The sequence below is a fragment of the Arthrobacter sp. B055-34 genome, from assembly GCF_059090425.1.
On record NZ_JBNHFQ010000008.1, the window covers coordinates 1 to 20523 of the forward strand.

The 20523-nt window shown below is 65.8% G+C and carries 22 protein-coding genes; 13 read left to right on the plus strand and 9 right to left on the minus strand.

Going from position 1 to position 20523, the window contains the following annotated elements; genetic code table 11:
* Positions 1–142: 142 nt before the first annotated feature.
* From AC5RWO_RS15345 to AC5RWO_RS15360, 4 genes are read right to left on the minus strand one after another with little or no spacing between them, the layout of a single operon-like run.
* Positions 143–514: a VOC family protein gene (locus AC5RWO_RS15345; RefSeq protein WP_498732348.1), complete on the minus strand. Its 372-nt coding sequence runs from the start codon at positions 512–514 to the stop codon at positions 143–145.
* Between the two features lie 11 nt (positions 515–525).
* Positions 526–897 carry a DUF1801 domain-containing protein gene (locus tag AC5RWO_RS15350; protein WP_498732350.1) on the minus strand — a complete coding sequence of 124 codons (372 nt, stop codon included), beginning with the start codon at positions 895–897 and terminating at the stop codon, positions 526–528.
* A 20-nt stretch (positions 898–917) separates the two neighbouring features.
* Entirely contained in the window at positions 918–1898 is a 981-nt protein-coding gene (locus AC5RWO_RS15355; RefSeq protein WP_498732351.1) for a TIGR03086 family metal-binding protein, read from the minus strand.
* On the minus strand, positions 1895–2224 hold the full coding sequence (locus tag AC5RWO_RS15360) for an ArsR/SmtB family transcription factor (protein ID WP_498732353.1): 330 nt from the start codon (positions 2222–2224) through the stop codon (positions 1895–1897). Before AC5RWO_RS15360 ends, AC5RWO_RS15355 begins: the two co-directional genes overlap by 4 nt.
* A 163-nt stretch (positions 2225–2387) precedes the next feature.
* Here AC5RWO_RS15360 and AC5RWO_RS15365 point away from each other — a divergent pair, with 163 nt between their 5' ends.
* Positions 2388–3002, plus strand: a complete 615-nt coding sequence (locus tag AC5RWO_RS15365; RefSeq protein WP_498732354.1) for a GyrI-like domain-containing protein — start codon at positions 2388–2390, stop codon at positions 3000–3002.
* Between the two features lie 347 nt (positions 3003–3349).
* Here the strand turns inward: AC5RWO_RS15365 and AC5RWO_RS15370 are convergent, their stop codons facing one another.
* The gene (locus AC5RWO_RS15370; protein ID WP_498732356.1) at positions 3350–4009 is read right to left on the minus strand and encodes a dihydrofolate reductase family protein; all 660 of its coding nucleotides are present in this window, start codon (positions 4007–4009) and stop codon (positions 3350–3352) included.
* A 20-nt stretch (positions 4010–4029) separates the two neighbouring features.
* The gene (locus AC5RWO_RS15375; RefSeq protein ID WP_498732357.1) at positions 4030–4302 is read right to left on the minus strand and encodes a hypothetical protein; all 273 of its coding nucleotides are present in this window, start codon (positions 4300–4302) and stop codon (positions 4030–4032) included.
* Between the two features lie 429 nt (positions 4303–4731).
* Here AC5RWO_RS15375 and AC5RWO_RS15380 point away from each other — a divergent pair, with 429 nt between their 5' ends.
* Positions 4732–6426: a ribonuclease J gene (locus AC5RWO_RS15380; protein ID WP_498732358.1), complete on the plus strand. Its 1695-nt coding sequence runs from the start codon at positions 4732–4734 to the stop codon at positions 6424–6426.
* Between the two features lie 77 nt (positions 6427–6503).
* Here AC5RWO_RS15380 and AC5RWO_RS15385 read toward each other — a convergent pair whose 3' ends face one another.
* Positions 6504–7094 (minus strand): sunset domain-containing protein, encoded by a 591-nt coding sequence (locus AC5RWO_RS15385; RefSeq protein ID WP_498732360.1) that lies wholly within the window; start codon positions 7092–7094, stop codon positions 6504–6506.
* A gap of 416 nt (positions 7095–7510) precedes the next feature.
* Here AC5RWO_RS15385 and AC5RWO_RS15390 point away from each other — a divergent pair, with 416 nt between their 5' ends.
* Genes AC5RWO_RS15390 through AC5RWO_RS15415 form a run of 6 tightly spaced genes read left to right on the plus strand, consistent with a single transcriptional unit; the run spans position 7511 to position 14913 of the window.
* The gene (locus AC5RWO_RS15390) at positions 7511–8617 is read left to right on the plus strand and encodes a substrate-binding domain-containing protein (RefSeq protein ID WP_498732362.1); all 1107 of its coding nucleotides are present in this window, start codon (positions 7511–7513) and stop codon (positions 8615–8617) included.
* Complete coding sequence (locus tag AC5RWO_RS15395) at positions 8601–10136, plus strand: sugar ABC transporter ATP-binding protein (RefSeq protein WP_498732364.1); 1536 nt, start codon at positions 8601–8603, stop codon at positions 10134–10136. Before AC5RWO_RS15390 ends, AC5RWO_RS15395 begins: the two co-directional genes overlap by 17 nt.
* Positions 10133–11140, plus strand: coding sequence for an ABC transporter permease (locus tag AC5RWO_RS15400; protein WP_498732366.1), 1008 nt, complete (start codon positions 10133–10135; stop codon positions 11138–11140). Before AC5RWO_RS15395 ends, AC5RWO_RS15400 begins: the two co-directional genes overlap by 4 nt.
* Positions 11137–12228, plus strand: a complete 1092-nt coding sequence (locus AC5RWO_RS15405) for an ABC transporter permease (protein WP_498732367.1) — start codon at positions 11137–11139, stop codon at positions 12226–12228. The genes AC5RWO_RS15400 and AC5RWO_RS15405 overlap by 4 nt, the downstream gene beginning before the upstream one ends.
* A gap of 2 nt (positions 12229–12230) precedes the next feature.
* Positions 12231–13667: an LLM class flavin-dependent oxidoreductase gene (locus AC5RWO_RS15410; protein ID WP_498732368.1), complete on the plus strand. Its 1437-nt coding sequence runs from the start codon at positions 12231–12233 to the stop codon at positions 13665–13667.
* A gap of 22 nt (positions 13668–13689) precedes the next feature.
* Positions 13690–14913, plus strand: a complete 1224-nt coding sequence (locus AC5RWO_RS15415) for an acyl-CoA dehydrogenase family protein (protein WP_498732369.1) — start codon at positions 13690–13692, stop codon at positions 14911–14913.
* A gap of 64 nt (positions 14914–14977) precedes the next feature.
* On the opposite strand, the gene AC5RWO_RS15420 is transcribed toward AC5RWO_RS15415, so the two are convergent.
* The gene (locus tag AC5RWO_RS15420) at positions 14978–16186 is read right to left on the minus strand and encodes an MFS transporter (protein WP_498732591.1); all 1209 of its coding nucleotides are present in this window, start codon (positions 16184–16186) and stop codon (positions 14978–14980) included.
* Between the two features lie 166 nt (positions 16187–16352).
* On the opposite strand from AC5RWO_RS15420, the gene AC5RWO_RS15425 reads away from it, so the two are divergent.
* Both AC5RWO_RS15425 and AC5RWO_RS15430 read left to right on the plus strand, forming a co-directional pair.
* The gene (locus AC5RWO_RS15425) at positions 16353–16793 is read left to right on the plus strand and encodes a helix-turn-helix transcriptional regulator (protein ID WP_498732370.1); all 441 of its coding nucleotides are present in this window, start codon (positions 16353–16355) and stop codon (positions 16791–16793) included.
* A gap of 9 nt (positions 16794–16802) precedes the next feature.
* Positions 16803–17207: a VOC family protein gene (locus AC5RWO_RS15430; protein WP_498732371.1), complete on the plus strand. Its 405-nt coding sequence runs from the start codon at positions 16803–16805 to the stop codon at positions 17205–17207.
* A 123-nt stretch (positions 17208–17330) separates the two neighbouring features.
* Here AC5RWO_RS15430 and AC5RWO_RS15435 read toward each other — a convergent pair whose 3' ends face one another.
* The gene (locus tag AC5RWO_RS15435) at positions 17331–18164 is read right to left on the minus strand and encodes an SDR family NAD(P)-dependent oxidoreductase (RefSeq protein WP_498732372.1); all 834 of its coding nucleotides are present in this window, start codon (positions 18162–18164) and stop codon (positions 17331–17333) included.
* Positions 18165–18282: 118 nt separating this feature from the next.
* Between AC5RWO_RS15435 and AC5RWO_RS15440 the strand changes: the two genes are divergently transcribed.
* The 3 genes from AC5RWO_RS15440 to AC5RWO_RS15450 are packed head-to-tail and all read left to right on the plus strand — an operon-like array spanning position 18283 to position 20518.
* On the plus strand, positions 18283–18618 hold the full coding sequence (locus AC5RWO_RS15440) for a PfkB family carbohydrate kinase (protein WP_498732373.1): 336 nt from the start codon (positions 18283–18285) through the stop codon (positions 18616–18618).
* Complete coding sequence (locus tag AC5RWO_RS15445; RefSeq protein WP_498732374.1) at positions 18561–20276, plus strand: PfkB family carbohydrate kinase; 1716 nt, start codon at positions 18561–18563, stop codon at positions 20274–20276. The genes AC5RWO_RS15440 and AC5RWO_RS15445 overlap by 58 nt, the downstream gene beginning before the upstream one ends.
* Positions 20277–20305: 29 nt before the next feature.
* Entirely contained in the window at positions 20306–20518 is a 213-nt protein-coding gene (locus AC5RWO_RS15450; RefSeq protein ID WP_498732598.1) for a hypothetical protein, read from the plus strand.
* Positions 20519–20523: the final 5 nt, after the last annotated feature.

The window sequence follows — 20523 nt, forward strand, 5'->3', positions numbered from 1 at the left end:
TCACAAGTACTGGTGCTAAGGCATAACGAACCCCGTTTTACTGCACCAACACAGGGAAGCAAGCCGATTCGATACACACTTTTTTGCCTATAAGCCTCAATGCTCTGGAGCCACCCGGGAGAGGCGCAAACCGGCGCCGGTTCTATGAGACTGGTCCGCCGCCGAAGCCGATCTCATTGCCGTCCGGGTCGCGGAAGGTCGCCTTGCGGACGCCGTTGTCGTACGTTTCACTCACGGCCGGCTCGAGTCCCCGCTCGATGATCTGCGCGATACGGGCGTCAAAGTCACTGAGGAAGACTGTGTGCATGGCGTGCCCAGCATGCTCAGGCCGCACTTCGATGAACAGATACCGGTGCTCGGCGAGCTCCCAAACGGCTTCGGTATCGTTCGGCAGGAACGATGGCTGGGTTCCCAGGAGCCGCTCATACCAGGCCGTCGCTTCGACGTAATCCCGGACGGGGATGCCGGCGAAAAGATCTATGTCCATGGCTTCCTTCTCGGACGAGTTGGACAAGGCTACCTCTTTCAGCTCGCCGGGCTGTTGTCATCGTGGTCTGCACACCAGGCCCTGATGACGGACTGCAATTCATTTGCAGCTTCCCTGACTTCCGCACTGTCTTTGAACCGCATCACGCGCACCAGCCGTGCGTCACCGGTCAGCCGTGGATGATGTCCGCTGATTTCCGCGCCGCGGTGGAACATCAGGCTGACAAATTTTTTGGCCGGGTTGAAGCTGACGATGTCACCCTTGAAAGAAAAGGTCGGAGTCTTCCACTTAACCGACTCGGTAACGCGGTCATCGGCACTCAGGATGAGCTCCCGGGCCAGCTGCATGGTCTCTTCCAAGGGATGGGCGCGCTCTGCAAACCAGGCGTCGACCTCCGGACGCTTACTCAAGTGATGCTCCTGTCCGTTGATCAGGCCGAAACGCTCCGACCGGTGAACGCCAGGAGCCGTTCCAGGCTTCCGGCCGTCTCTGCCACTGGCTGGGCTGCAGCGAAGCTGCCGCTGGCCCGGACCTGATCGGAGATGGTTTCTTCGGCAAGGCGCGTCACGTGGTCACTAACGACGTCGGAAACGTGGAGTTCCTGCCCGATGGCCTTTGCAAAGTCCCAGGCGTGCACGAGCAGCTCCAGATTTACGATGCCGGCCACGACCGTTGCGGGCAGTTTGGCGAAGCCCATGTCGATGGTGCCCTCGGCGCCCCTGCGGGTGAAGGCCTCCAGCGTTGGCTGGGCGAGACCGGCGATGCGCACCTCTGTTGAGGCGTCGGTGCGGTCGGTCGGGTCGGCGCCAAGCGCGGTGCCCACGCTTTTCAGGGATCCGGCCAGATGGTCCAGCAGTTGTCCGATGTTGAAGTCCTGGCACGGGGTGGGCTTGCCATAGTCCTCACTGGTGATGTTCCGCAGCACGTGGAGCAGCACTGCCAGGGAGGCGTCTGCAGCGCTGAAGTGATCGATGGGATCCGGTGCCGAAGCCCAGTCGTCCGGGCCGGCTCCGGCAGTGGATGATGTCTCGGCGGTCAGCCGGTCCAAGTAGTGGTTCCAGCCTTCGGCGTGGGCCGCGGCTTGTTCATCGGTGAGTCCCTCGTGCTCAAGCCGGAGCGAGGTGCCGTTCTCATCGGGCTTGAGAGTGATGGTCACGGTTGATGCGCCGGGGGCAAGATCCATTCCGGATTCCCAGCCCCACGTGAAGACCACGCGCTTGCCGGGCTCGATCTCCTGAAAGGTTCCGGAGGCGTGGTGGCCCGGGGTGACGGTCCAGCGGTACTCGCCGCCGACCCGCAGGTCCACTCTGGCCGCGACGGTTTGCCAACGGCGCAGCCGCTCCGGATCAGTCACTAGGGCGAAGGCCTCATCGGCGCTACCCGGCAGGTGGATGGTCTTATCGAATTTCATGGCAACTTCTCTTTCCTATCCAGGGATGCTTTATCGGCCAAGGCTTCGGCGTCCGAAGCGAGCAGATCCAATTCGCGGGTCCAGAATTGCTCCACCAGCTCCCGAAGCCGACCCATGCCTGCTGCGTCGAGCCGATAGAACCTGCTGCGTCCTTCCTTGCGTGCAGTCACCAAGCCGGCCCGTTCCAAAGCCAATAGATGTTGCGAAATGGCCGAACGGCTCACGGCGAAATGGGCAGTCAGTTCACCCACCGATTGTTCGCCGCCTGCCAACAGGTGCAGGAGGCGGCGCCGGCTCGGCTCTGCGGCTACTTCCAACGGATCCATCACCGAATACGTTAGTCGTCACTAACGTATCTGGCAAGAGGTAGGAGATGAGTGATGCCGAAGGGCGACGGCGTCTCGGCTGGCGTCCTCGCGCCGGTAACCTAGGGAATCCGGGTTGGAGAACGCGACCAACTGACAGCCGCCGAGACAGGGGCTACTCACAATGAAGATCGACTTCAAGAAGCAGATCGAAAGCTACACCGCACCACGCGGCAGGTTCGCGGTCGTGACAGTCCCGGTGATGCAGTTCCTCATGATCGACGGTCACGGCGACCCGAACACATCACAGGCGTACCACGACGCACTGAAGACCATCTACCCAGTCGCCTACAAGTTAAAGTTCTTCAGCAAGGCCGATCTGGGCCGGGACTACGCGGTCATGCCGCTCGAAGGGCTCTGGTGGGCGGAGGACATGGAGGCCTTCACAAGTGCCCGGGACAAGTCGCAGTGGGACTGGACGCTGATGATCATGGTCCCCGACTGGATTACGCCCGAACACTTCGAAGCAGCGCGGGAGACGGTGGCTTCCAGTAGCGGCGCCCCGTCACTCGACGCCGTTCGCCTCGAGCAGTTCGTCGAAGGCTCGAGCGTGCAGATTCTCCATGTCGGCTCTTACGACGACGAAGCACCTGTGCTCGACGAGATGCACAATCGGTTCATCCCGGGCAGCGGCTTCCGGATGACCGGCAAGCATCACGAGATCTACCTGAGCGATCCTCGCCGCACAGCCCCCGACAAGCTCAAGACCATCCTTCGCCAGCCCGTAGCCCGCGTCTGACAGCAGCAAGATCCCCTGGAGCGCGCTGTCAGATGAACCGTCAGGAGTCGTACTGAGCGACGGCGTCAGCCTTCACCGGAGGCTCTCGGAGGGCAAGCTCCTGTGCGATCTCAGGGATTTCGGGATCGGACAGAACCTCTCGTAGTCCTCGATTTTCCAGTCGAAGAAAACCCACACCCGGTTGAGGTCATTGGGATCCCGGAACACATAGGAGCCCTTACACCCGTACTCCCTTCTCCACGCCCCTGGTCGAGAAAGTCTTTAGGAAATGATCGAAGTCGGCGACGTTGGCTATGGTGACGATCATGGCTCTTCTCCCAATCAAGGAGCCTACGGCGGATCGGGGGTTACGCTTCGTCGCGGACCAGCGTGAAGTGGGCGGCGGACACCGAGCTGGTGATGTCCGCCCGCCGGTAGTGCTGTATCTGATCCCCAAGGTCGGTGAGCAGCCGCTCGCCCGAACCGAGCAGGATTGGCACGATGCTGAGCTGCAGTTCGTCGACGAGTCCGGCCTGTAGGTACTGACGGATGGTCGAGACTCCGCCGCCGAGCTTCACGTCGAGGCCACCGGCGGCGTCGATCGCCTGCTCGCGCGCGGCCTGGATGCCGCCCGTGACGAAGTGGAAGGTGGTTCCGCCGTCCATCTCGATCGGCGCGCGTTCGTGATGGGTGAGGACGAACACGGGGTGATGGAAGGGCGGATTGTCGCCCCACCAGCCAGTCCACGCGTCCCTGTCCTCCCACGAACCCCGCACCGGTCCGAACATGTTCCGGCCCATGATCGTGGCCCCGATGCCGGCATCCGAACGCTCGGCAATGTCGTTGTCCACGCCCGTTTCGCCGTCGTCGCCCATGCCGTGTTTGCTCCGGAACGCCCGGGTGGGCAACACCCATTCATGCAGACGTTCGCCACCCACACCGAGCGGGTTATCCATGCTCTGGTCCGGGCCGGCACCGTAGCCGTCGAGGGATATGCAGAAAGGAGCTACGCGCAGCTTGGACATCATGTTTCCTTCGTTGCAGCCCGCTACTCGGTCGCTTCGGACTCCGGGGTCTCTTCCAGGTAGCGCTCGCCGTGGCCGGCATCGCGCACGGTGAATTTCTCTTCCATGTACTCCATGGCTGCGGCATCAACCGGACCCGGAGGCGCGACGGGGTCATCGATGTTGGTGCGGTCTGCGTCGCCATAGACCTGTGCCAGACCCTTGGCGTCCGGCGTGACCTCGCCGGGCGAAAGCACTTCTTCGTCCCGTGACACGCGGCCTGCGTCGTCCGAGTTCTCTTTCCGTTCCTGACTCATGGTTCTCCTTCGTCCAGGGCAGGGTACGCCCGGTTCCAGCTAACCACTTCAGCACTGGAAGGTGGAGGGAATCGGGCAAATTCCCAGCGAAACTGGCTCTGCGTTTTGTTTCGGCGCGGCATGGGTGACATGCGGCGAGGTGCGCCCCGAAGGTGAGCGGCCGGCGTCGTTGTTTGTGTTTTGGTTTGGGTGTTTGGAGACTGCAGTGGGGCCGGCGTGAGAAAGCACGTACGTTTCGCGGCGGATGGCGGTGTTGGGCTCTGGCGTGCGGTGATAAAGTCAGAGACAAGTATGCCGTTCCGCCGTTGCTGCTGCGGGGCTGGCCGCCGATCCGTCGCAGGGCGTCTCGGCCCCAGAATTTCACTGCCGGTAAGCCGGCTTGGGGCGTTGCCGTCCCGCCATTGCAGAATCACACAGAGATCGGATCCCATGACTAGGACTTCACGCCACTCCGCGCCCGCTGGAAAGCAGACCCCGCCGAAGCTCGATAAGGGCGCCATGCGCATCGTGTCGCTGGGCGGGCTGGAGGAGATCGGCCGCAACATGACCGTGTTCGAATACGGCGGCAAGCTGCTGATTGTCGACTGCGGCGTGCTGTTCCCGGAGGAGCACCACCCGGGCGTGGACCTGATCCTGCCCGACTTCTCCTACCTACGCGACCGGCTGAACGACATTGTCGGCGTTGTGCTCACGCACGGGCACGAGGACCACATCGGCGGCGTTCCGTACCTGCTGAAGGAACGCTCGGACATCCCCCTGATCTCCGCGAAGCTCACGCTGGCCTTCATCAAGACCAAGCTGCAGGAACACCGCATCACCGCCAAGACCGTGCAGGTCAAGGAGGGCGACCGGAAGAAGTTCGGGCCGTTCGACCTGGAATTCCTGGCCGTGAACCACTCGATCCCGGACGGTATGGCCGTGGCCATCCGCACCGGCGCCGGCCTGGTGCTGGCGACGGGTGACTTCAAGATGGACCAGTTCCCGCTGGACGGCCGGATCACCGACCTCGCCGGCTTCGCACGGCTGGGCGAGGAGGGCGTGGACCTGTTCCTGCCCGACTCCACCAACGCCGACGTGCCCGGTTTCCAGATCTCCGAGCAGGACCTGGCTCCGGCGATCGACGAGGTATTCCGCACCGCCCCGCGCCGGATCATCGTCTCCAGCTTCGCCAGCCACATCCACCGCATCCAGCAGGTTATCGACGCCGCCCACCTGTACGGGCGGAAGGTGGCCTTTGTGGGCCGCTCGATGGTCCGCAACATGAAGACCGCCCGGGAATTGGGCTACCTGAACGTGCCGCGCGGCATGCTGGTGGACTTCAAAGAACTGGACAAGATGGCGCCCACCAAGGCTGTGCTGATCTGCACCGGCTCGCAGGGTGAGCCGATGGCGGCGCTGGCACGCATGGCGAGCCAGGACCACATGATTGACCTGACCGAGGGCGACACCGTCCTGCTGGCCAGCTCGTTGATCCCGGGCAACGAGACCTCCATCTACCGGCTGATCAACGACCTGACCAAGCTTGGCGCCAACGTGGTGCACAAGGGCAACGCCAAGGTCCACGTCTCCGGCCATGCCAGTGCCGGCGAGCTGGTCTACTGCTACAACCTGGTGCGCCCGCGCAACGTAATGCCGGTGCACGGCGAGCACCGCCACCTCAAGGCCAACGCCGAGCTGGCGGTCCGCACGGGTGTGGACCCGAAGAATGCCCTGGTGGTCGAGGACGGCACGACCATTGACCTGAAGGACGGCGTGGCCCGCGTGTCCGGCCAGGTCAAGGCGGACTACGTGTACGTGGAGAACATGATTGCCGGCGCCGCGACCGAGGAGTCTCTGCAGGACCGCATCCGGCTGGCCGAGGACGGCGCGGTCACAGTGCTGGCGATCGTCAACCCGGACACCGGGAAGCTGGAGGAGGACCCCGAGTTCTTCCCGGTTGGGTTTGCCCCGGCAGACGGCGAGCTCGAGAAGGCCACCGGCATCATCGAGAAGACCCTCGCCGGGCTCAAGGGCGACAGGACCGGCCCGGGTGCCGAGAAGGCGATCGCCGAGGCACTGCTGCGCTGGTCCGACCGCCAGCTGCGCCGCAAGCCCGTGGTCACCGTGGTGATCGTCGAGGCCTAACTTGGCTTGAATACCTGAAAACGCCCGGCCGGGGTAATCTGGCCGGGCGTTTTCTGCTTGGGGAAGGCAGCTCTGGACTACCTCTTGGAAGCCCGGTAGCCCGCCTTCTGTGCCGCTGTCGCTGTGGAGAAGCAGATCTCGGGGTTCGTTCTGCTGTAGAACGCCCCGCCTGGGACGTGATAGATGCCGCTGGACTCGTTGCCCTTGATGGGGGCCCAGGATGGGCAGGTGGTACCCGAGGGAATCATGGAGGTCCGTTGCTTAACACGGACTGATTTTTTATAGGAATTTACAGCCTTGTACTTGCTGGTCGGAGTGACTTTGGCCCACCAGAGACCTGAGCGCGAGGTCCGGACCTTCGTCGAGAATTGCCCCTTGTCATTGCCTGTCACCGTTTTGACCTTGTACGCCTTGGCCGCGCCCGCGGGATCGAAATAGATTTCCACCCTCGGTTTCGCAGAGCGGATCCACTTGGTTCCTGCCTTGCGCTGCACGCTTCCCTTGAGCGTGAAGTTCTGGCTCTTGTAAACGGATGTAGGGGCAGTGAAGCTGACGACCCGTGTTGCGGACTTGGTCGCAGCTTCGGCTGGCACGGCAACAAGGCTGACGCCGCCGAAGGTCACTGCCATTGCTACAAAGAGCACACAGAGGCGCCTGAACTTATTCATTTTTCCCCCAACGGAAAGTTTTGATGTAAAGAACAATCAAAGGATAGCGGCAGTCGGCGCTGAACTGTGATGACAGGACTCGCAGGAGGCCATAGTGCATCCCGCGCTTTCCTGGCCGATATGTGTCGGCACATGACCCGCTATGACGGAACATGTCTGTTCGTTGAGCAGCCAGCAACCATTGCGACACATAAATCTCCTCCGGCCGCTTCACATTGGTTCAATCGGATCAGCCATCCAGAGCGGCCGAGAGACCTGGCTCGTCGACGCCGCAGCAAGTTTCGTGGATTCCCTCCTCGAATAGTGCTTCGGCCAGGACCGATGGAGATCTCACGATTCGGGCCGCACCATGGCGCCGTGTCCAAGCGGCCAGGTTCGTCGATTTCTTCAGTCTAGAAAATGAAGGAACGCGAAACATGGTCCATACAGACATCGAATCCACCAGCGGGCGTACCAAACGGCCGTTGCCTAACCTGCTCCTTAAAGGTGCCGGCTTTGCAGTAGCCGCAGCCTTGCTCGTGACCGGCTGCTCGCTGAAGGAACCGGTCCCGCAGTCCGGGGGTGCCGCCGCCGGTACGGGCGGGGACCCAGCAGCGGCCGCCGTTGCCCAGGCCGAAGAGGTTGATCTTGCCAACGCTCCATCCCTCGAGGGCAAGACGATCGGCATTGCCGCCAAGGACATCGTGCACGACTTCAGCCGCGTGGTTTACGAGGAGCTGCAGGCGAGCGTCGAGGAGCGCGGCGGCAAGGTGATTGCCACCCAGGCCGAGGCCAAGGATGACAAGCACGTCACCGACGTCGAAAATCTTGTCACGCAGCGCCCCGACGCCATCGTGGTGATCCTTGGCGACGCGCAGACCCTCACGCCGGCCCTCAAGAAGGTCGACGACGCCGGCATCCCGCTCTTCACTGTGGACTTCCAATCGGAATACAGCGCCAACAACGTCACCAGCGACAACTGGGTGATCGGCTCTACGCTGGCGCGCACGCTTGCCGAGGATATCGGCGGCGAAGGCAAGATCCTGGCGTTCAACGGCTTCCCCGGCGTCGCCCCGTGCCGCATCCGTTACAGCGAACTGAAGGTTGTGCTCGAGGACTATCCCGAGATCGAGATCCTGCAGCCGGAACTGCAGGACAAGTACGAGGGAACGATCGAGGACGCCAAGAAGCAGCTCCAGGACCAGTTGCGCCGGCTGCCTGAGGGCGAAGTCGACGCGGTCTGGAGCTGCTGGGACATCCCGCTGATCGGCGCCGCACAGGCGATCGATTCAGCCGGCCGGGACGACATCAAGCTGTACGGCGTCGACGCCGAACCCGGAGCACTCGACCTGATTGCAGATCCGTCCAGCTCCTACCAGTTCACTGTGGCCCAGCAGACCAAGGCCATGGCCGCGAAGTCGGCCGAAAACGTGGCGCTGTTCCTCGGCGGCCGCGAAGCCGATGTACCCAACACCAGCTACCTGACCCCGGTGTTCGTCGATAAATCCAACGTGAACCAGGTGCGCAGTGAACTCGGTATCTAAGACTCCGCTGCTCGCAATGCGGGCCATCAACAAGTCCTTCGGCGCCGCCCAAGTCCTTGCCGATGTGGACCTGTCCCTCGACGCCGGCGAAATCCTGGGCCTCGTAGGGGAGAACGGCGCCGGCAAGTCCACCCTGATCAAAATCCTCACGGGGCTCTACACGGCCGACGGCGGTACCATCCTCATCGACGGCCGGCCCGTTTCCATCGACAAGCCGGCCGCTGCCGAAGCCGTTGGAATCCACGTCATCCACCAGGACCGGCACCTCGCCGGGCGGCTGACGGTAGCCGAGCAGCTGTATCTGGGCCAACCTTCGCTGGGGCGGGGCTGGATCCACTCCCGGAAGCTTGAGGCCCAGGCTGCCGCGGACATCTTCAGGACCACCGGCCAGAAGATCGATACCTCCAGGCTGGTTGACCAGCTCACCGTGGCCCAGCAGCAGCTGATCCAGATTACCCGGGCAGTGCTGTCCGAACCCCGGGTGCTCATTCTGGACGAACCCACGGCACCGCTGGCCGCCCGCGAGGTGGAGCAGCTCTTCGGCACGCTCCGAAAGCTGCAGTCCCACGGCGTGGGAATCATCTACATTTCCCATTACCTGCAGGAGCTCGGGGACATCACCACCCGGATCACCGTGCTGCGCAACGGGCGCAATGCCGGCGACGTCGACCTCCGCGACGGCGGAACCCTGGACGGCGTCGTGGAACTGATGGTCGGCCGCAAGGTGGTCGAATTCGACCACGCGCGGACCCCGCGCAACCCGCAGGGCGATGAACCCGCCCTGAGCGTCCAGGGACTTAGCGTGCCGCGCGCGCTGGAAGGTGTGGACCTGGAGGTCAGGCCCGGCGAGGTGGTCGCGGTGACCGGCCTCGTCGGTTCGGGAGTGGACGTGCTGGCCGACGCCGTCACGGGCATTTCCAAGCGCCGGGGCGACGTGAGGCTGAAGGGCAAACCTGTCCGGGCCATCGCGGACTTCGTTGCCCGCGGCGGTGCCTATGTCCCGTCCAACCGGCGGCGGGACGGCGTCTTCGTGCGCAACACGGTCCAGGAGAATATCTCGGCGGCCAGCCTGAAGCGCGTCTCGCGGTGGCTGGGGTTCGTCTCCCCGGGCCTGGAACGGAAACTGTCCGGCGGGCTCATCGAGCAGCTTGACGTCCGACCGGCCGACGGAGCGGCCGTGGCAGGAAGCCTCTCCGGCGGCAACCAGCAGAAGGTCGTGCTGGCCAAATGGCTCGCCACCGGCCCCTCGGTCCTGGTCCTCGACCAGCCGACGTCGGGCGTCGACGTCGGCAGCCGCTCGCAGATCTACGCGCAGATCAACGAACTGGTTGACGCCGGCGCCGCCGTGCTCGTCGTGACCGTGGACCTGGAAGAACTGGTCGGGATCGCCGACCGGACCCTGGTCCTTTACCGGGGCAAGGTCGTCGCCGAGCTCGCGGGTTCCGACGTCACCACCGACCGCATCCTGGAGATCGCCTCCGGCGCGGCCGCCACCGAGAATACGAGGGAGGCCGCATGAGCGCCGCCACGCTGGAAGAATCCGCACAGGCAGGACTCGACACCCCTCAACGGACGCGTCCCGCACTGATCACCTGGGCGGGCTACGGCATGGTGCTGCTGGTCCTGGCCCTCTTCGCCCTCGGCTCACCGCATTTCCTGCAGTGGTCCAACCTGGCCTCGGTCCTCAACCAGGCCGCGGTTTTCGCCGTCGCCGGAATCGGCCTGGCCATCGTCATCATCACCGGCGGGGACGACATCCTCGAGGGCGGCATCGACCTGTCCCTTGGCGCGGTCGCGGGTCTTGCCGGAACGGTGACCGCGGTCGCCGTCGGAGCCGGAGCTGGCGTTCCGGTTGCGGTCCTGGTCGGGCTGGTGGTCGCGGTAGCCATCGGAGCGGCGAACGGAGCCGCCGTCGTCCTCGGTCTCCGGCCCCTGCTGGCCACCTTGGCGACGATGGGAATCGCCACGTCGCTGGAACTCGTCGTGAGCGAGAACCTCAAGGTCGCGTTGGAGGGGAGCCTCTTCCTGTGGCTGCGGCAGGGCACCGTGCTCGGCCTGCCCGCGGCGGTTGTGCTGCTGGTGCTCGTTGCCGCCGCGGCGTGGTGGGCTCTTGGCAGGACGGCGTGGGGCGTGAGCAGCTACGCGGTCGGGCAGAACGCCACCGCCGCGTCGGTCGCCGGGCTCGATCCGGCAAGATATCGCTTCTTCAGCTACGTCATCAGCAGCCTGCTCGGCGGCGTCGCGGGCGTGCTGCTCGCCTCGAGGCTTTCGGCGGCCGTGCCGGGTATCGGCGCGCAGATCCTGCTGGACATCATCTTGGTCGCCTACATGTCCACCGTGTTCTCCCGCCGGCTGGTGGTCAACGTCCCGGGAACCGTGGTTGCGGCGGTCTTCGTGGCGGGCCTCGCCAACGGTCTGACCCTCCTGGGGGTCGCCAGCCAATGGATCGGCGCCGCGAAGGGCGTGCTGATCCTGCTTGTACTCGCAGTCGTAGTCGTCCGAGGAAGGAGCGCCGCCAAATGACGCTGACCCAGCAAAAACCTGTTCGGAATCCGCGCAAGACGCCCGGCGCACAACCTCACAATAACGATGGCGCCGCCAGCCGGGCATCGCAGGTCCTGCCGCGCCTTATCGCCCCTGTGGCCCTGGCCGGCATCCTGCTGACCTTCAGCCTCCTCTCGCCCAACTTCCTGGTTCCCGGAAACCTCCTGAGCGTCCTCAGCCAGATGGCCATCCTGGCACTTGTGGCGGTCGGCCTGACCGTCGTTGTGCGGGCCGGCGGCATCGACCTGTCGATCGGCGTCGCCTTGGACCTGGCAGCGCTGGGGGCCGCGGCACTCATCGCCGATGGCTACCGTGCCTGGGTGGCCATCGCCGTCGGACTTCTCTTCGGGTTGCTCGTCGGCGCCGTCAACGCCGCCCTCATCGTAGGCCTGAAGATCCCGCCGTTCCTGGCTACGCTCAGCGTCTGGTTCATCGGCACCAGCGTCCAGCAGTTGCTGACGGGCGGCGGCGCCCCGATCTACCTGTCTACGCCCCGCGTGCCGATCGAGTTCGCGCTGCTGGGCCGCGGCTACGTGCTGGATCTGGACGGCGTCGTGCTGACAGCGGCCATCGTGGCCGTCGTCGTCGCCGTTCTCCTGGGCCTGACACGGTGGGGCCGCGCGGTCACACTGGCGGGCGAGCAGCCCACCGCGGCGCTGGTTTCCGGCCTGAGGGTCAACCGGCTGAGCGTCAGCGCCTATCTGCTGTGCTCCCTGGTGGCAGCCTTCGCCGGTGTCATCCTCGCCGCGCGGACCAATGGGTTCGTGCCCGGCAGCGGGCAGGCCTACCTGATGGACGCCATCGGCGCCGTCTTCATCGGCGCGACGTTGAGCAGGTTCGGCCGCGTGTCGGTGCCCGGCACACTGGTGGGCGTGCTGATCTTCGGCCTGCTCAGCAACGGAATGAACCTCATTGGCCTGTCCTTCTTCTGGCAGGGACTGGGACGTGGGATCGTCCTGCTGGCCATCCTGCTCCTCGGCGTTCTGTTGGCCCGGTATTCCGGCCGGCCGGGCCCGTTCGGGCGCCTTTTCACCCTCACCGCCGCGCCTCGACAGAAAGCCGACTAGCCATGGCACAACGCATCAGCCTCAACGCCTTCGACATGACCACTCCCACGCACCAGAGCCCCGGGCTGTGGCGGCATCCGGAGAACCGCGCCCATACGTACAACAGCCTGGAGTACTGGACGGACCTGGCCCAGACCCTGGAACGCGGCACGTTCGACGCCCTGTTCCTGGCCGACGTGCTGGGGATCTACGATGTCTACAAGAACTCGTCGGCGCCCGCGCTGCTCGACGCCGACCAGGTTCCGCTCAACGATCCGTTCATGCAGATCTCGGCGATGGCCACGGTCACGAAGAACCTCGGCTTCGCCGTTACCAGCGCACTGACCTACGAGCAGCCCTACGCGCTGGCCCGTAAGTTCTCGTCGCTGGACCACCTCACCCGCGGTCGCATCGGGTGGAACGTGGTGACTAGCTACCTCGAGTCCGCGGCGCGCAACCTCGGCATGACCAGGCAACTCGGACACGACGACCGCTACGACCTGGCCGAAGAGTTCATGGACGTGGTGTACAAGCTGTGGGAGGGCTCCTGGGAAGAAGGCGCCGTGGTCCTGGACCGGGAGCGCGGTGTCTACACCGACCCGTCCAAGGTCCACCCGATCAACCACCACGGCGAATACTTCGACGTGCCCGGCATCCACCTCTCCGAGCCGTCCCGGCAGCGGACACCCGCGATCTTCCAGGCCGGAGCTTCGCCGCGCGGCAGGGCCTTCGGGGCGAAGCATGCCGAGGGCATTTTCCTGAACTCGATCCGGCCGGAGATCACCCGCAAGGCCACGGACGCCACCCGGGACGCCTTCGAGGCCGCCGGCCGGCCACGGAATGCCGGGAAGTTCTACGCACTGGTGACGGCCGTCGTCGCCGATTCGGACGCCGAGGCGGAGAAGCTGCACCGCGAGTACCAGTCCTACTCCTCCCGCGAGGGCGCCATGACCTTCTACGGCGGCTGGTCCGGCCTGGACCTGTCGCGCTACGCCGGCGAGGAGGAGTTGAAGTACCTGGACACCAACGCCGCACGCTCCGCCCTCTCCATCTTCACGACGGCGGATCCCGAGCGTTCCTGGACGCCGAATTCGGTTGCCGACTACCTGGGCGTCGGCGGGATCGGCCCCGTGCTGGTCGGCTCGCCGCAAACGGTTGCCGACGAGATCGAGCGCTGGGTGGACGTGGCGGGATTGGACGGGATCAACCTGGCCTACGCCATCACCCCCGGCTCGTTCGAGCAGTTCGTGGACCTGGTGGTTCCGGAGCTACGCAAGCGCGGCCGCGTCTGGGAAGACTACGAAGGCTCAACCCTGCGCGAATACCTTGACGGGCCGGGCAACGCCCGGGTCGCCGACAACCATCCGGCAGCGGAATACCGCGGAGCCTACACCGGGTCGCCGAGCGCGGCCGATTCCGCTGCCACCAATACACCCGAAGCCATTCTCGGCGCCCGCTGACCAGGACACGAAGGAAGATCCCATGAGCACGACTGATACCTTGACCCGCACTCCCTGGGCCGGAACGGCCGACGACGCCGAGCTCGAGCACTGGCGGAGCGTTGCACAATCCGTGGCCGACCAGCTGGCCGTCGACGTCCTGGAGCGGGACCGGGCCAACCAGCAGCCGGTCGCCGAAGCAGAACTGCTGCGCTCCTCGGGACTGCTTAACCTGCTGGTCCCGGCCGAATTCGGCGGGGGAGGCGGACACTTCGAGGCTGCGTTCGAAACCGTACGCGTCCTCGCCACGGTGGACGGCTCCATCTCGCAGCTGCTGGCCTACCACTACTTCAACCAGGCCTGCATCGGGTTCTACGCCGACCCCGGCGGGCAGGCCGCTTGGTGGCGCCGTACCGTGGAGGACGGCTGGCTCTGGGGCGACTCGGTCAACCCCGTGGACCCGACTTTGGTGCTGACGCCGGAGGGCGACGGCTACCGGCTCAACGGCCTCAAACGGTTCTCCACCGGCTCCGGCGTGGGTGACGTGATCATCATTAACGCCGCGATCGAGGGCGGTGCCGATCACGGCAAGGTCCTCGCCTTCGTGCTGGAAACGTCCAGGGAAGGTCTCGAGCTCGTGGATGACTGGGACAACCTCGGCCAGCGGCTGACAGGTTCCGGCTCCGTGAAGTACACCAACGTGCCGGTGCACCCGTCGGACATCCTCGGCGAGGTCACCGACGAGCCCATCTCCACGCTTCTCACGCCCGGCGTCCAGCTCGGCTTCGCCAACTTCTACCTCGGGGTAGCCCAGGGCGCATTGCAGCAGGGCCGCGAAATCCTGCTTGCCCGCAAGAACTCCTGGTTCCTCTCCGGCGCCGAAACGTACGCCCACGATCCGGTATTCAAGCGTGTCCTCGGTGAACTCAAGGCCCGGACGGCTGCCGTCGAAGCCCTCGCCGAGAAGCTCAACCGGCGCTATGACCGCGAGGTCGCCCGCTCCGCCAGCCTGAGCGTGCAGCAACGTGGCGAATTCGCCGTCGCCATTGCGGAGCTCAAGGTCGTGGCCACGGAGATCGGCATCGAGGTTTCGAACCGGATCTACGAGGTGACCGGGGCCAGCTCGACCAAGAGCTCCGTTGGCCTGGACCTGTTCTGGCGCAACGTGCGCACACACTCACTGCACGATCCCGTGGACTACAAGAAGATCGAGGTCGCCGCTTACTACCTGCACGGCGAACTCCAGCCGCTCTCCCTCTACACCTAACAGTAGGCGGAGCAGACCTTTGAGGGTGGGCGGGGTCGACGGAACCCGCCCTTCGCGGTTCCACTCACCGCCGTTCGGACAGGCGCACGGCCAGCAGGCCGCCGACGGCGAAGGCCAGGGTCGCAGCGAGGACAAGGAGCAGCGGTGCGGACCAGCCGCCGGTGACCGAGTTGAGCCAGCCGGCCAGGGGCGGCGCGCACGTGGCGGCCAGATACCCGCCGGATTGGATGCGGGCAGAGGCCGAGGCCGCCTCTTTGTCGCTGCGGGCGATGCGCGGTATGAGCGAAAAGATCGCGGTGAAGCCGCCGCCCTGGGCAATGCCGCCGATGATCGACCAGAGTACGTAGGCTTCCGGCGCGATGAGCAGTCCGATCGGCAGCGTGATCCAGCAGAGTCCGATCACCGCGACCGGAATCCAGGTGCGGGTCCGGGCCGCCAGCAGCGGCACGCCGAACGCGCCCGCGATGGCGGCAACTTGGAACAGCGAGGCCGTGGCACCTGAGGCGGCCAGGTTCAGTCCCCGTGTCTCGGACAGCAACAGCGGCAGCCAGGCGGTGGTGGCATAGTAGGCGGCGGACTGACCGCAGAACGCCAGGATCAGCAAGCCGACAATCCGCCGGTTGCGGTTGCCAGCAATCGCAGCCCCGGGGCCGTCCGAAGCGGGCTCCGCCGTCGTTCGCTTGGTTTGCGTTCCCTCGGGCACGGACTTCGCGGCATCCGCCCGGGCACCGAACTGCCGCCGTCCCCACACCAGCCAGTAGGCCAGGCCGGCCGCGATCACCACGCCCCACGAAGCGATCGCCCACCGCCAGCCGAAGAGTGCCGCGAGCGGCGCGGTGCCGAGAAGGGTGGCCATCGAGCCGACGTTCATCGCGGCCGAGTACGCGCCGGTGACCGTGGAGACCTGCCGCCATGACACGTCGCGCCGGATGATGACGGGCACCACGATATTGCCCAGCGTCATGGCTATGCCGATGAGCGCTGTCCCTACGAGTACGACGACGGCGGGGCCGGCCGAGCGGATGATCGTGCCGGCAAGAACGCCGGCCAGGCACAGGACGACCGTTGCCTCCGGGCCGAAGCGGCGGATGGTGCGGGTTGCCAGCGGGGTGGCCAGGGCGAAGAGCAGCACCGGCAGCCCGGTGAGCAGGCCGGCGCCGATGGCGTTGAGGCCGGTGCCGGCCTGGATGTCGCCAATCACCGCCGTCGGGGCAATGATCGGGGCGCGCAGGCTCAGGGCCAGGACCACAATCCCGGTGATCACCCAGGGCAGGGCGGGGCGAGCGGCTGATGGGCGGTGCGTAGGAGCCTCCTCGGCGTTGGTGGGGCGTGGGCGTCGGCGCCGCGGGCGGGGCTGTCCGGGTCCATCAAAACCATATGCCACCTGCAGCGGCAGGGAATGTCTTCCCTGCCGCTGCAGGTGGCGCTAGCCTCGAGTTGTGACCCCTGATGAACTGGCCAACCTGGCCCATCTGCGCCGTGCGCGCGACCTGATCGACCGGGACTACGCGCGTCCGCTCGATGTGCCGACAATGGCGGCCAGGGCGCTGATGTCACCCGCCCATTTTTCCCGCCGGTTCAAGGCCGCGTACGGGGAGACGCCCTACAACTACCTGATGACCCGGCGGATCGAACGGGCCATGGCGTTGCTGCGCTCCGGCATGAGCGTCACCGATGCGTGCATGACGGTGGGGTGTACATCGCTGGGCTCGTTCAGTACGCGCTTCACCGAAATGGTGGGGGAGGCCCCGAGCGCCTACCGCGCCCGAGAGCATGATGCGATGGAGGCGATGCCGCAGTGCATCGCCAAACTGCTGACCCGGCCCCCGCGGTTCGGATCGAGCAGGATTGAAGAAGCGGCTGCCTCGGCGCGGACGTAGCTTGGCTACATGACTATTTCACTGCAGTACTGTCAAATCACTGTCAATGATCCCGAGGAGTCCCTCCCGTTCTACCGCGACGGCCTGGGACTGGAAGTCCGGAACGATGTGTCCGGCAACGGTTTCCGCTGGGTCACCCTCGGCAGCGGCACGGAGCCCGCCGCCGAGATTGTGCTGTCCGCACCGCATGCGGGCCGCTCGCAGGCCGACGGCGACATCCTCCAGGAACTGCTGGTTAAGGGCGTCCTGCCGATCATCGTGTTCCGGACCGATGACCTGGACGCAGCCTTCGAGAAGCTGGTGGCTGCCGGCGCGGAGGTCCTGCAGGAGCCGATGGAACAGCAGTGGGGACCACGCGACTGCGCGTTCCGGGACCCGTCCGGCAACACCGTACGGATCACGCAGAACGCGTAACCTTCCCCCTTCGAAAGCGGCGGCTGTCCACACAAGGTGGGCGGCCGCCGTCGTACTTTTCTTACGACGACGACGACGACGGCGGCGAGGGCGGGCCGGAGACTGGCAGTTCCAAACGCTAAGTCAGGCGGGGAGGCCGAGTATGTGGGCGCTTGCTTCCCAATGCCGGCGGACGAGGTTGTCATCGGCGGCCTGCGGGTTGGTGCGGCTGATCCGGCGGCGGTCGCTGTAGTAGCGGCCGGATTCCCAGTCCGTGCCGGGCGTGCCGGTGCAGAAGTAGGCAAGGTTGGCGCCGCCGCGCTCGGGCGTGATCAGGAAGCGGCTGAGCGCGGTCCGGTAGACGTGGCGGAGGTAGCTGGTGGTTTCCGCGGCGAAGTTTGTGGCGACGTTTCCGGGATGGAACGCCACCGCGGCGATGCCCTGGTTGCTGTAGCGCTGATGCAGGCCGCGGGTGAAGAGGATGTTGGCGAGCTTGCTGTTGCCGTAGGCCTTGTTCGGCGTGAAACCGTTCCAGGTGTTCGGATCGTCGATGTTGATCCGGCCGAAGAGCTTGGCCGCGACGCTTGAGGTGTTGACGATGCTGGCCCGGCTGTCGAGCAGGACGTCGAGGAGCTCGTGCGTGAGCAGGAAGGGCGCGAGGTGGTTGACCTGGAACGTCTTCTCGAACCCGTCGCCGGTACGTTCGGGGCCGGCGAAGAGGCCGCCGGCGTTGTTGGCCAGGACGTCGATGCGCGGGTAGGCGGCCTTGAGGGTTTTGGCGAGGGTGCGGACCTGGTGGAGGTCCTGGAAGTCGGCGATGAACCAGTCGGCGCCCAGCGGTTTGGCCACGCGTTCGGTCTTCTCCGGGGAGCGCCCGACGAGGACTACCCGGTCACCCTGCGCGTGGAGGATCTGGGCGGCGGCTGCTCCAATCCCGTCGCTCGCGCCGGTGATCACGATGGTCTTCGGTGCGGTCATGCGCGTTCTCCTTGGCAGAGGTGGCAGGGAATTCCCTCCTTAACCGTAAAGCCAAGCTCCGCCGTCGTAATTCGGGGCAGAATGAAGCCAGTAGCCGGAACCCGACCAGGAGGCGCAGGTGGAGGGTAGCGAACGCAAGGTAGTCGTGGTGGGACAGGTGGCGCGGGACCTCGTGTTGTCCATCGACGACCTGCCGGAAGAAGGCGGCTCCGCGACGGTCCGCGAGCGGCGGGAGATGCTGGGCGGCAAGGGCGCAAACCAGGGCGTTGCCTCCCGTCAGCTCGGCGCGCGCGTGGAACTGGTCGGAGTTGTTGGGGATGACGCCGCAGGGCGGGAGGTTCTCGAGCAGGCCGTGGATGACGGGATTGGGATGGCGGGTGTGGTGCGGCGCGGGGCGTGCGGACTGCATTGCTGCTGGACCTCGTCGGGCCCCCGGGCGTCCGAAGGCTGGTAGAGGACGTCGATGACCAGGTGCTGCTTCGCCCCGATGACGTGGAGGCGTGCCGGGAGTCGCTGCGCTCCGCCGACGCCGTCCTGGTCCAGCTTCAGCAACCGGGCCCCGCAGTGGCTGCCGCGCTCGACGCGTGCGCGGAGGATGCGCTGGTGGTCGCCGACGGGGCACCGGCGGATGAGGATACCCGCCGACGGGTGCTGTCCCGAGCGGATGTGGTGCGGGGCGACTCCGCCGAAATCCAGGGGCTTGTCGGCTGGGAACCGGATGGCGAACAGGACGTGGTCCGTGCGGCACAGGAGCTTCTCAGCCAAGGTCCGCGCGTCGTCGCGCTGTCCGTTTCCGGCGGAGGCGACGTTGTCGCCTGGCCGGGCGGACACGTGGTCCTGCCGCTGTTAGGTGAGGAAGCCGTGGATCCGACGGGTGGCGGCGACTCCTTGGCGGAGCAGCGGCGCGTTCTCGATGACTTCTGGGATGCCGCGGACGTGGAGCTTGACGGGGATCCGGAACTGCAGCAGGCCCTGCGCTTCGACCTTTTCCAGCTGCTGCAGGCCTCCGCGTGTGTGAACGCGGCGCCGGTGGGCGCCAAGGGCCTGACCGGTTACGGCTACAGCGGGCACACCTTCTGGGACATCGACGGATTCCTGATCCCTTCCATGGCCCTGCTGCGGCCCCAGGACGCAGTCCGGATGCTCCGCTGGCGGTCATCCGGGCTGGAGCAGGCACGCGAGCGGGCGCAGGTTCTGGGGCTGGAAGGCGCCTCCTTCCCGTGGCGGACTATCGACGGCGGGGAAGCGTCCGCCTACTGGCCGGCCAGCACCGCCGCCGCCCACATCAACGCCGACGCCGCCCGGGGCTTTACATTCTGGGCGGATGCCACGGGCGGAAGTCTTGAGGACGTCGGGGGACTGGACGTGCTCGTGGAAACCGCACGCGTCTGGGCGCGGATGCTGCATCGCGACCACGAGGGGCGCTGCCACCTGTACGGCATGACCGGTCCGGACGAGTACACCGGCGTCGACGACAACGTCTTCACCAACCTCATGGCCGCGCGGAACCTGCGCTGGGCAGCCGACGCGTGCGACGGCGACCCGGCGGCGGCGCGACGGCTCCATGTAACGACGGCGGAGCTGGCGCGCTGGCGGGAGGCCGCGGACTCGAGGTACGTCCCGTACGACGAGGCGCTCGGGGTGCATCAGGCGAACGAGGGGTTCACCACCTATCGCGAATGGGACTTCGAGGACCGGCAGGACGCCTACCCGGTGCAGAACCATGCGCACTACGCGAAGATCTACCGGCGCCAGGTGATCAAGCAGGCAGACCTGGAGCTTGCCCTTTGGTGGTGCTCCGACGCCTTCACACCGGAGGAAACGGCCCGGAACCTGGATTACTACGAGGCACGGACCGTCCGCGACTCCTCGCTGTCAGCAGCGGCCCAGGCCGTGGTCTGCGCGCGCGCCGGACATCTTGACTTGGCGCTAGCCTATCTGCGGGAGGCAGCCTTCGTGGATCTGCGCGATCTGCAGCAGGACAGCGAGCAAGGGCTGCACCTCGCGTCGCTGGCCGGAGCATGGTTGGCCCTGGTCTGCGGTCTGGGCGGGCTGCAGAAGGCGGGGACCTGCAGTTGTCCCCGCGGTTGCCCGCGCGGCTCGGGCGCATAGCCTTCCGCTTCCAGTGGCGGGGACACCGCTTGGGTGTGGAAACCAGCGCCGCGGGTACAGTCGTCCGGCTGCTCGACGAACTCCCCGCGACCACGGGTCTTGAGTCGGAGATTGTTGTGTCGATCGACGGCAAGGACTATAAAGTCGCCCCCGGGCAGCCCGCGGTAGCTCCGCTTTGTTCACCGGATCCGCTGCTTCCGACGCCGGCCCAGCCGCTGGGGCGGGCGCCGGACGGAATGTAGGCGTC

What these genes read in the sequence shown, in the direction of transcription:
- AC5RWO_RS15355 (WP_498732351.1), bottom strand. Translation starts at nt 1,898, where the DNA reads ATGAAATTCGATAAGACCATCCACCTGCCGGGTAGCGCCGATGAGGCC.
- AC5RWO_RS15360 (WP_498732353.1), bottom strand. Translation starts at nt 2,224, where the DNA reads ATGGATCCGTTGGAAGTAGCCGCAGAGCCGAGCCGGCGCCGCCTCCTG.
- AC5RWO_RS15365 (WP_498732354.1), top strand. Translation starts at nt 2,388, where the DNA reads ATGAAGATCGACTTCAAGAAGCAGATCGAAAGCTACACCGCACCACGC.
- AC5RWO_RS15370 (WP_498732356.1), bottom strand. Translation starts at nt 4,009, where the DNA reads ATGATGTCCAAGCTGCGCGTAGCTCCTTTCTGCATATCCCTCGACGGC.
- AC5RWO_RS15375 (WP_498732357.1), bottom strand. Translation starts at nt 4,302, where the DNA reads ATGAGTCAGGAACGGAAAGAGAACTCGGACGACGCAGGCCGCGTGTCA.
- AC5RWO_RS15380 (WP_498732358.1), top strand. Translation starts at nt 4,732, where the DNA reads ATGACTAGGACTTCACGCCACTCCGCGCCCGCTGGAAAGCAGACCCCG.
- AC5RWO_RS15385 (WP_498732360.1), bottom strand. Translation starts at nt 7,094, where the DNA reads ATGAATAAGTTCAGGCGCCTCTGTGTGCTCTTTGTAGCAATGGCAGTG.
- AC5RWO_RS15390 (WP_498732362.1), top strand. Translation starts at nt 7,511, where the DNA reads ATGGTCCATACAGACATCGAATCCACCAGCGGGCGTACCAAACGGCCG.
- AC5RWO_RS15400 (WP_498732366.1), top strand. Translation starts at nt 10,133, where the DNA reads ATGAGCGCCGCCACGCTGGAAGAATCCGCACAGGCAGGACTCGACACC.
- AC5RWO_RS15405 (WP_498732367.1), top strand. Translation starts at nt 11,137, where the DNA reads ATGACGCTGACCCAGCAAAAACCTGTTCGGAATCCGCGCAAGACGCCC.
- AC5RWO_RS15410 (WP_498732368.1), top strand. Translation starts at nt 12,231, where the DNA reads ATGGCACAACGCATCAGCCTCAACGCCTTCGACATGACCACTCCCACG.
- AC5RWO_RS15415 (WP_498732369.1), top strand. Translation starts at nt 13,690, where the DNA reads ATGAGCACGACTGATACCTTGACCCGCACTCCCTGGGCCGGAACGGCC.
- AC5RWO_RS15430 (WP_498732371.1), top strand. Translation starts at nt 16,803, where the DNA reads ATGACTATTTCACTGCAGTACTGTCAAATCACTGTCAATGATCCCGAG.
- AC5RWO_RS15435 (WP_498732372.1), bottom strand. Translation starts at nt 18,164, where the DNA reads ATGACCGCACCGAAGACCATCGTGATCACCGGCGCGAGCGACGGGATT.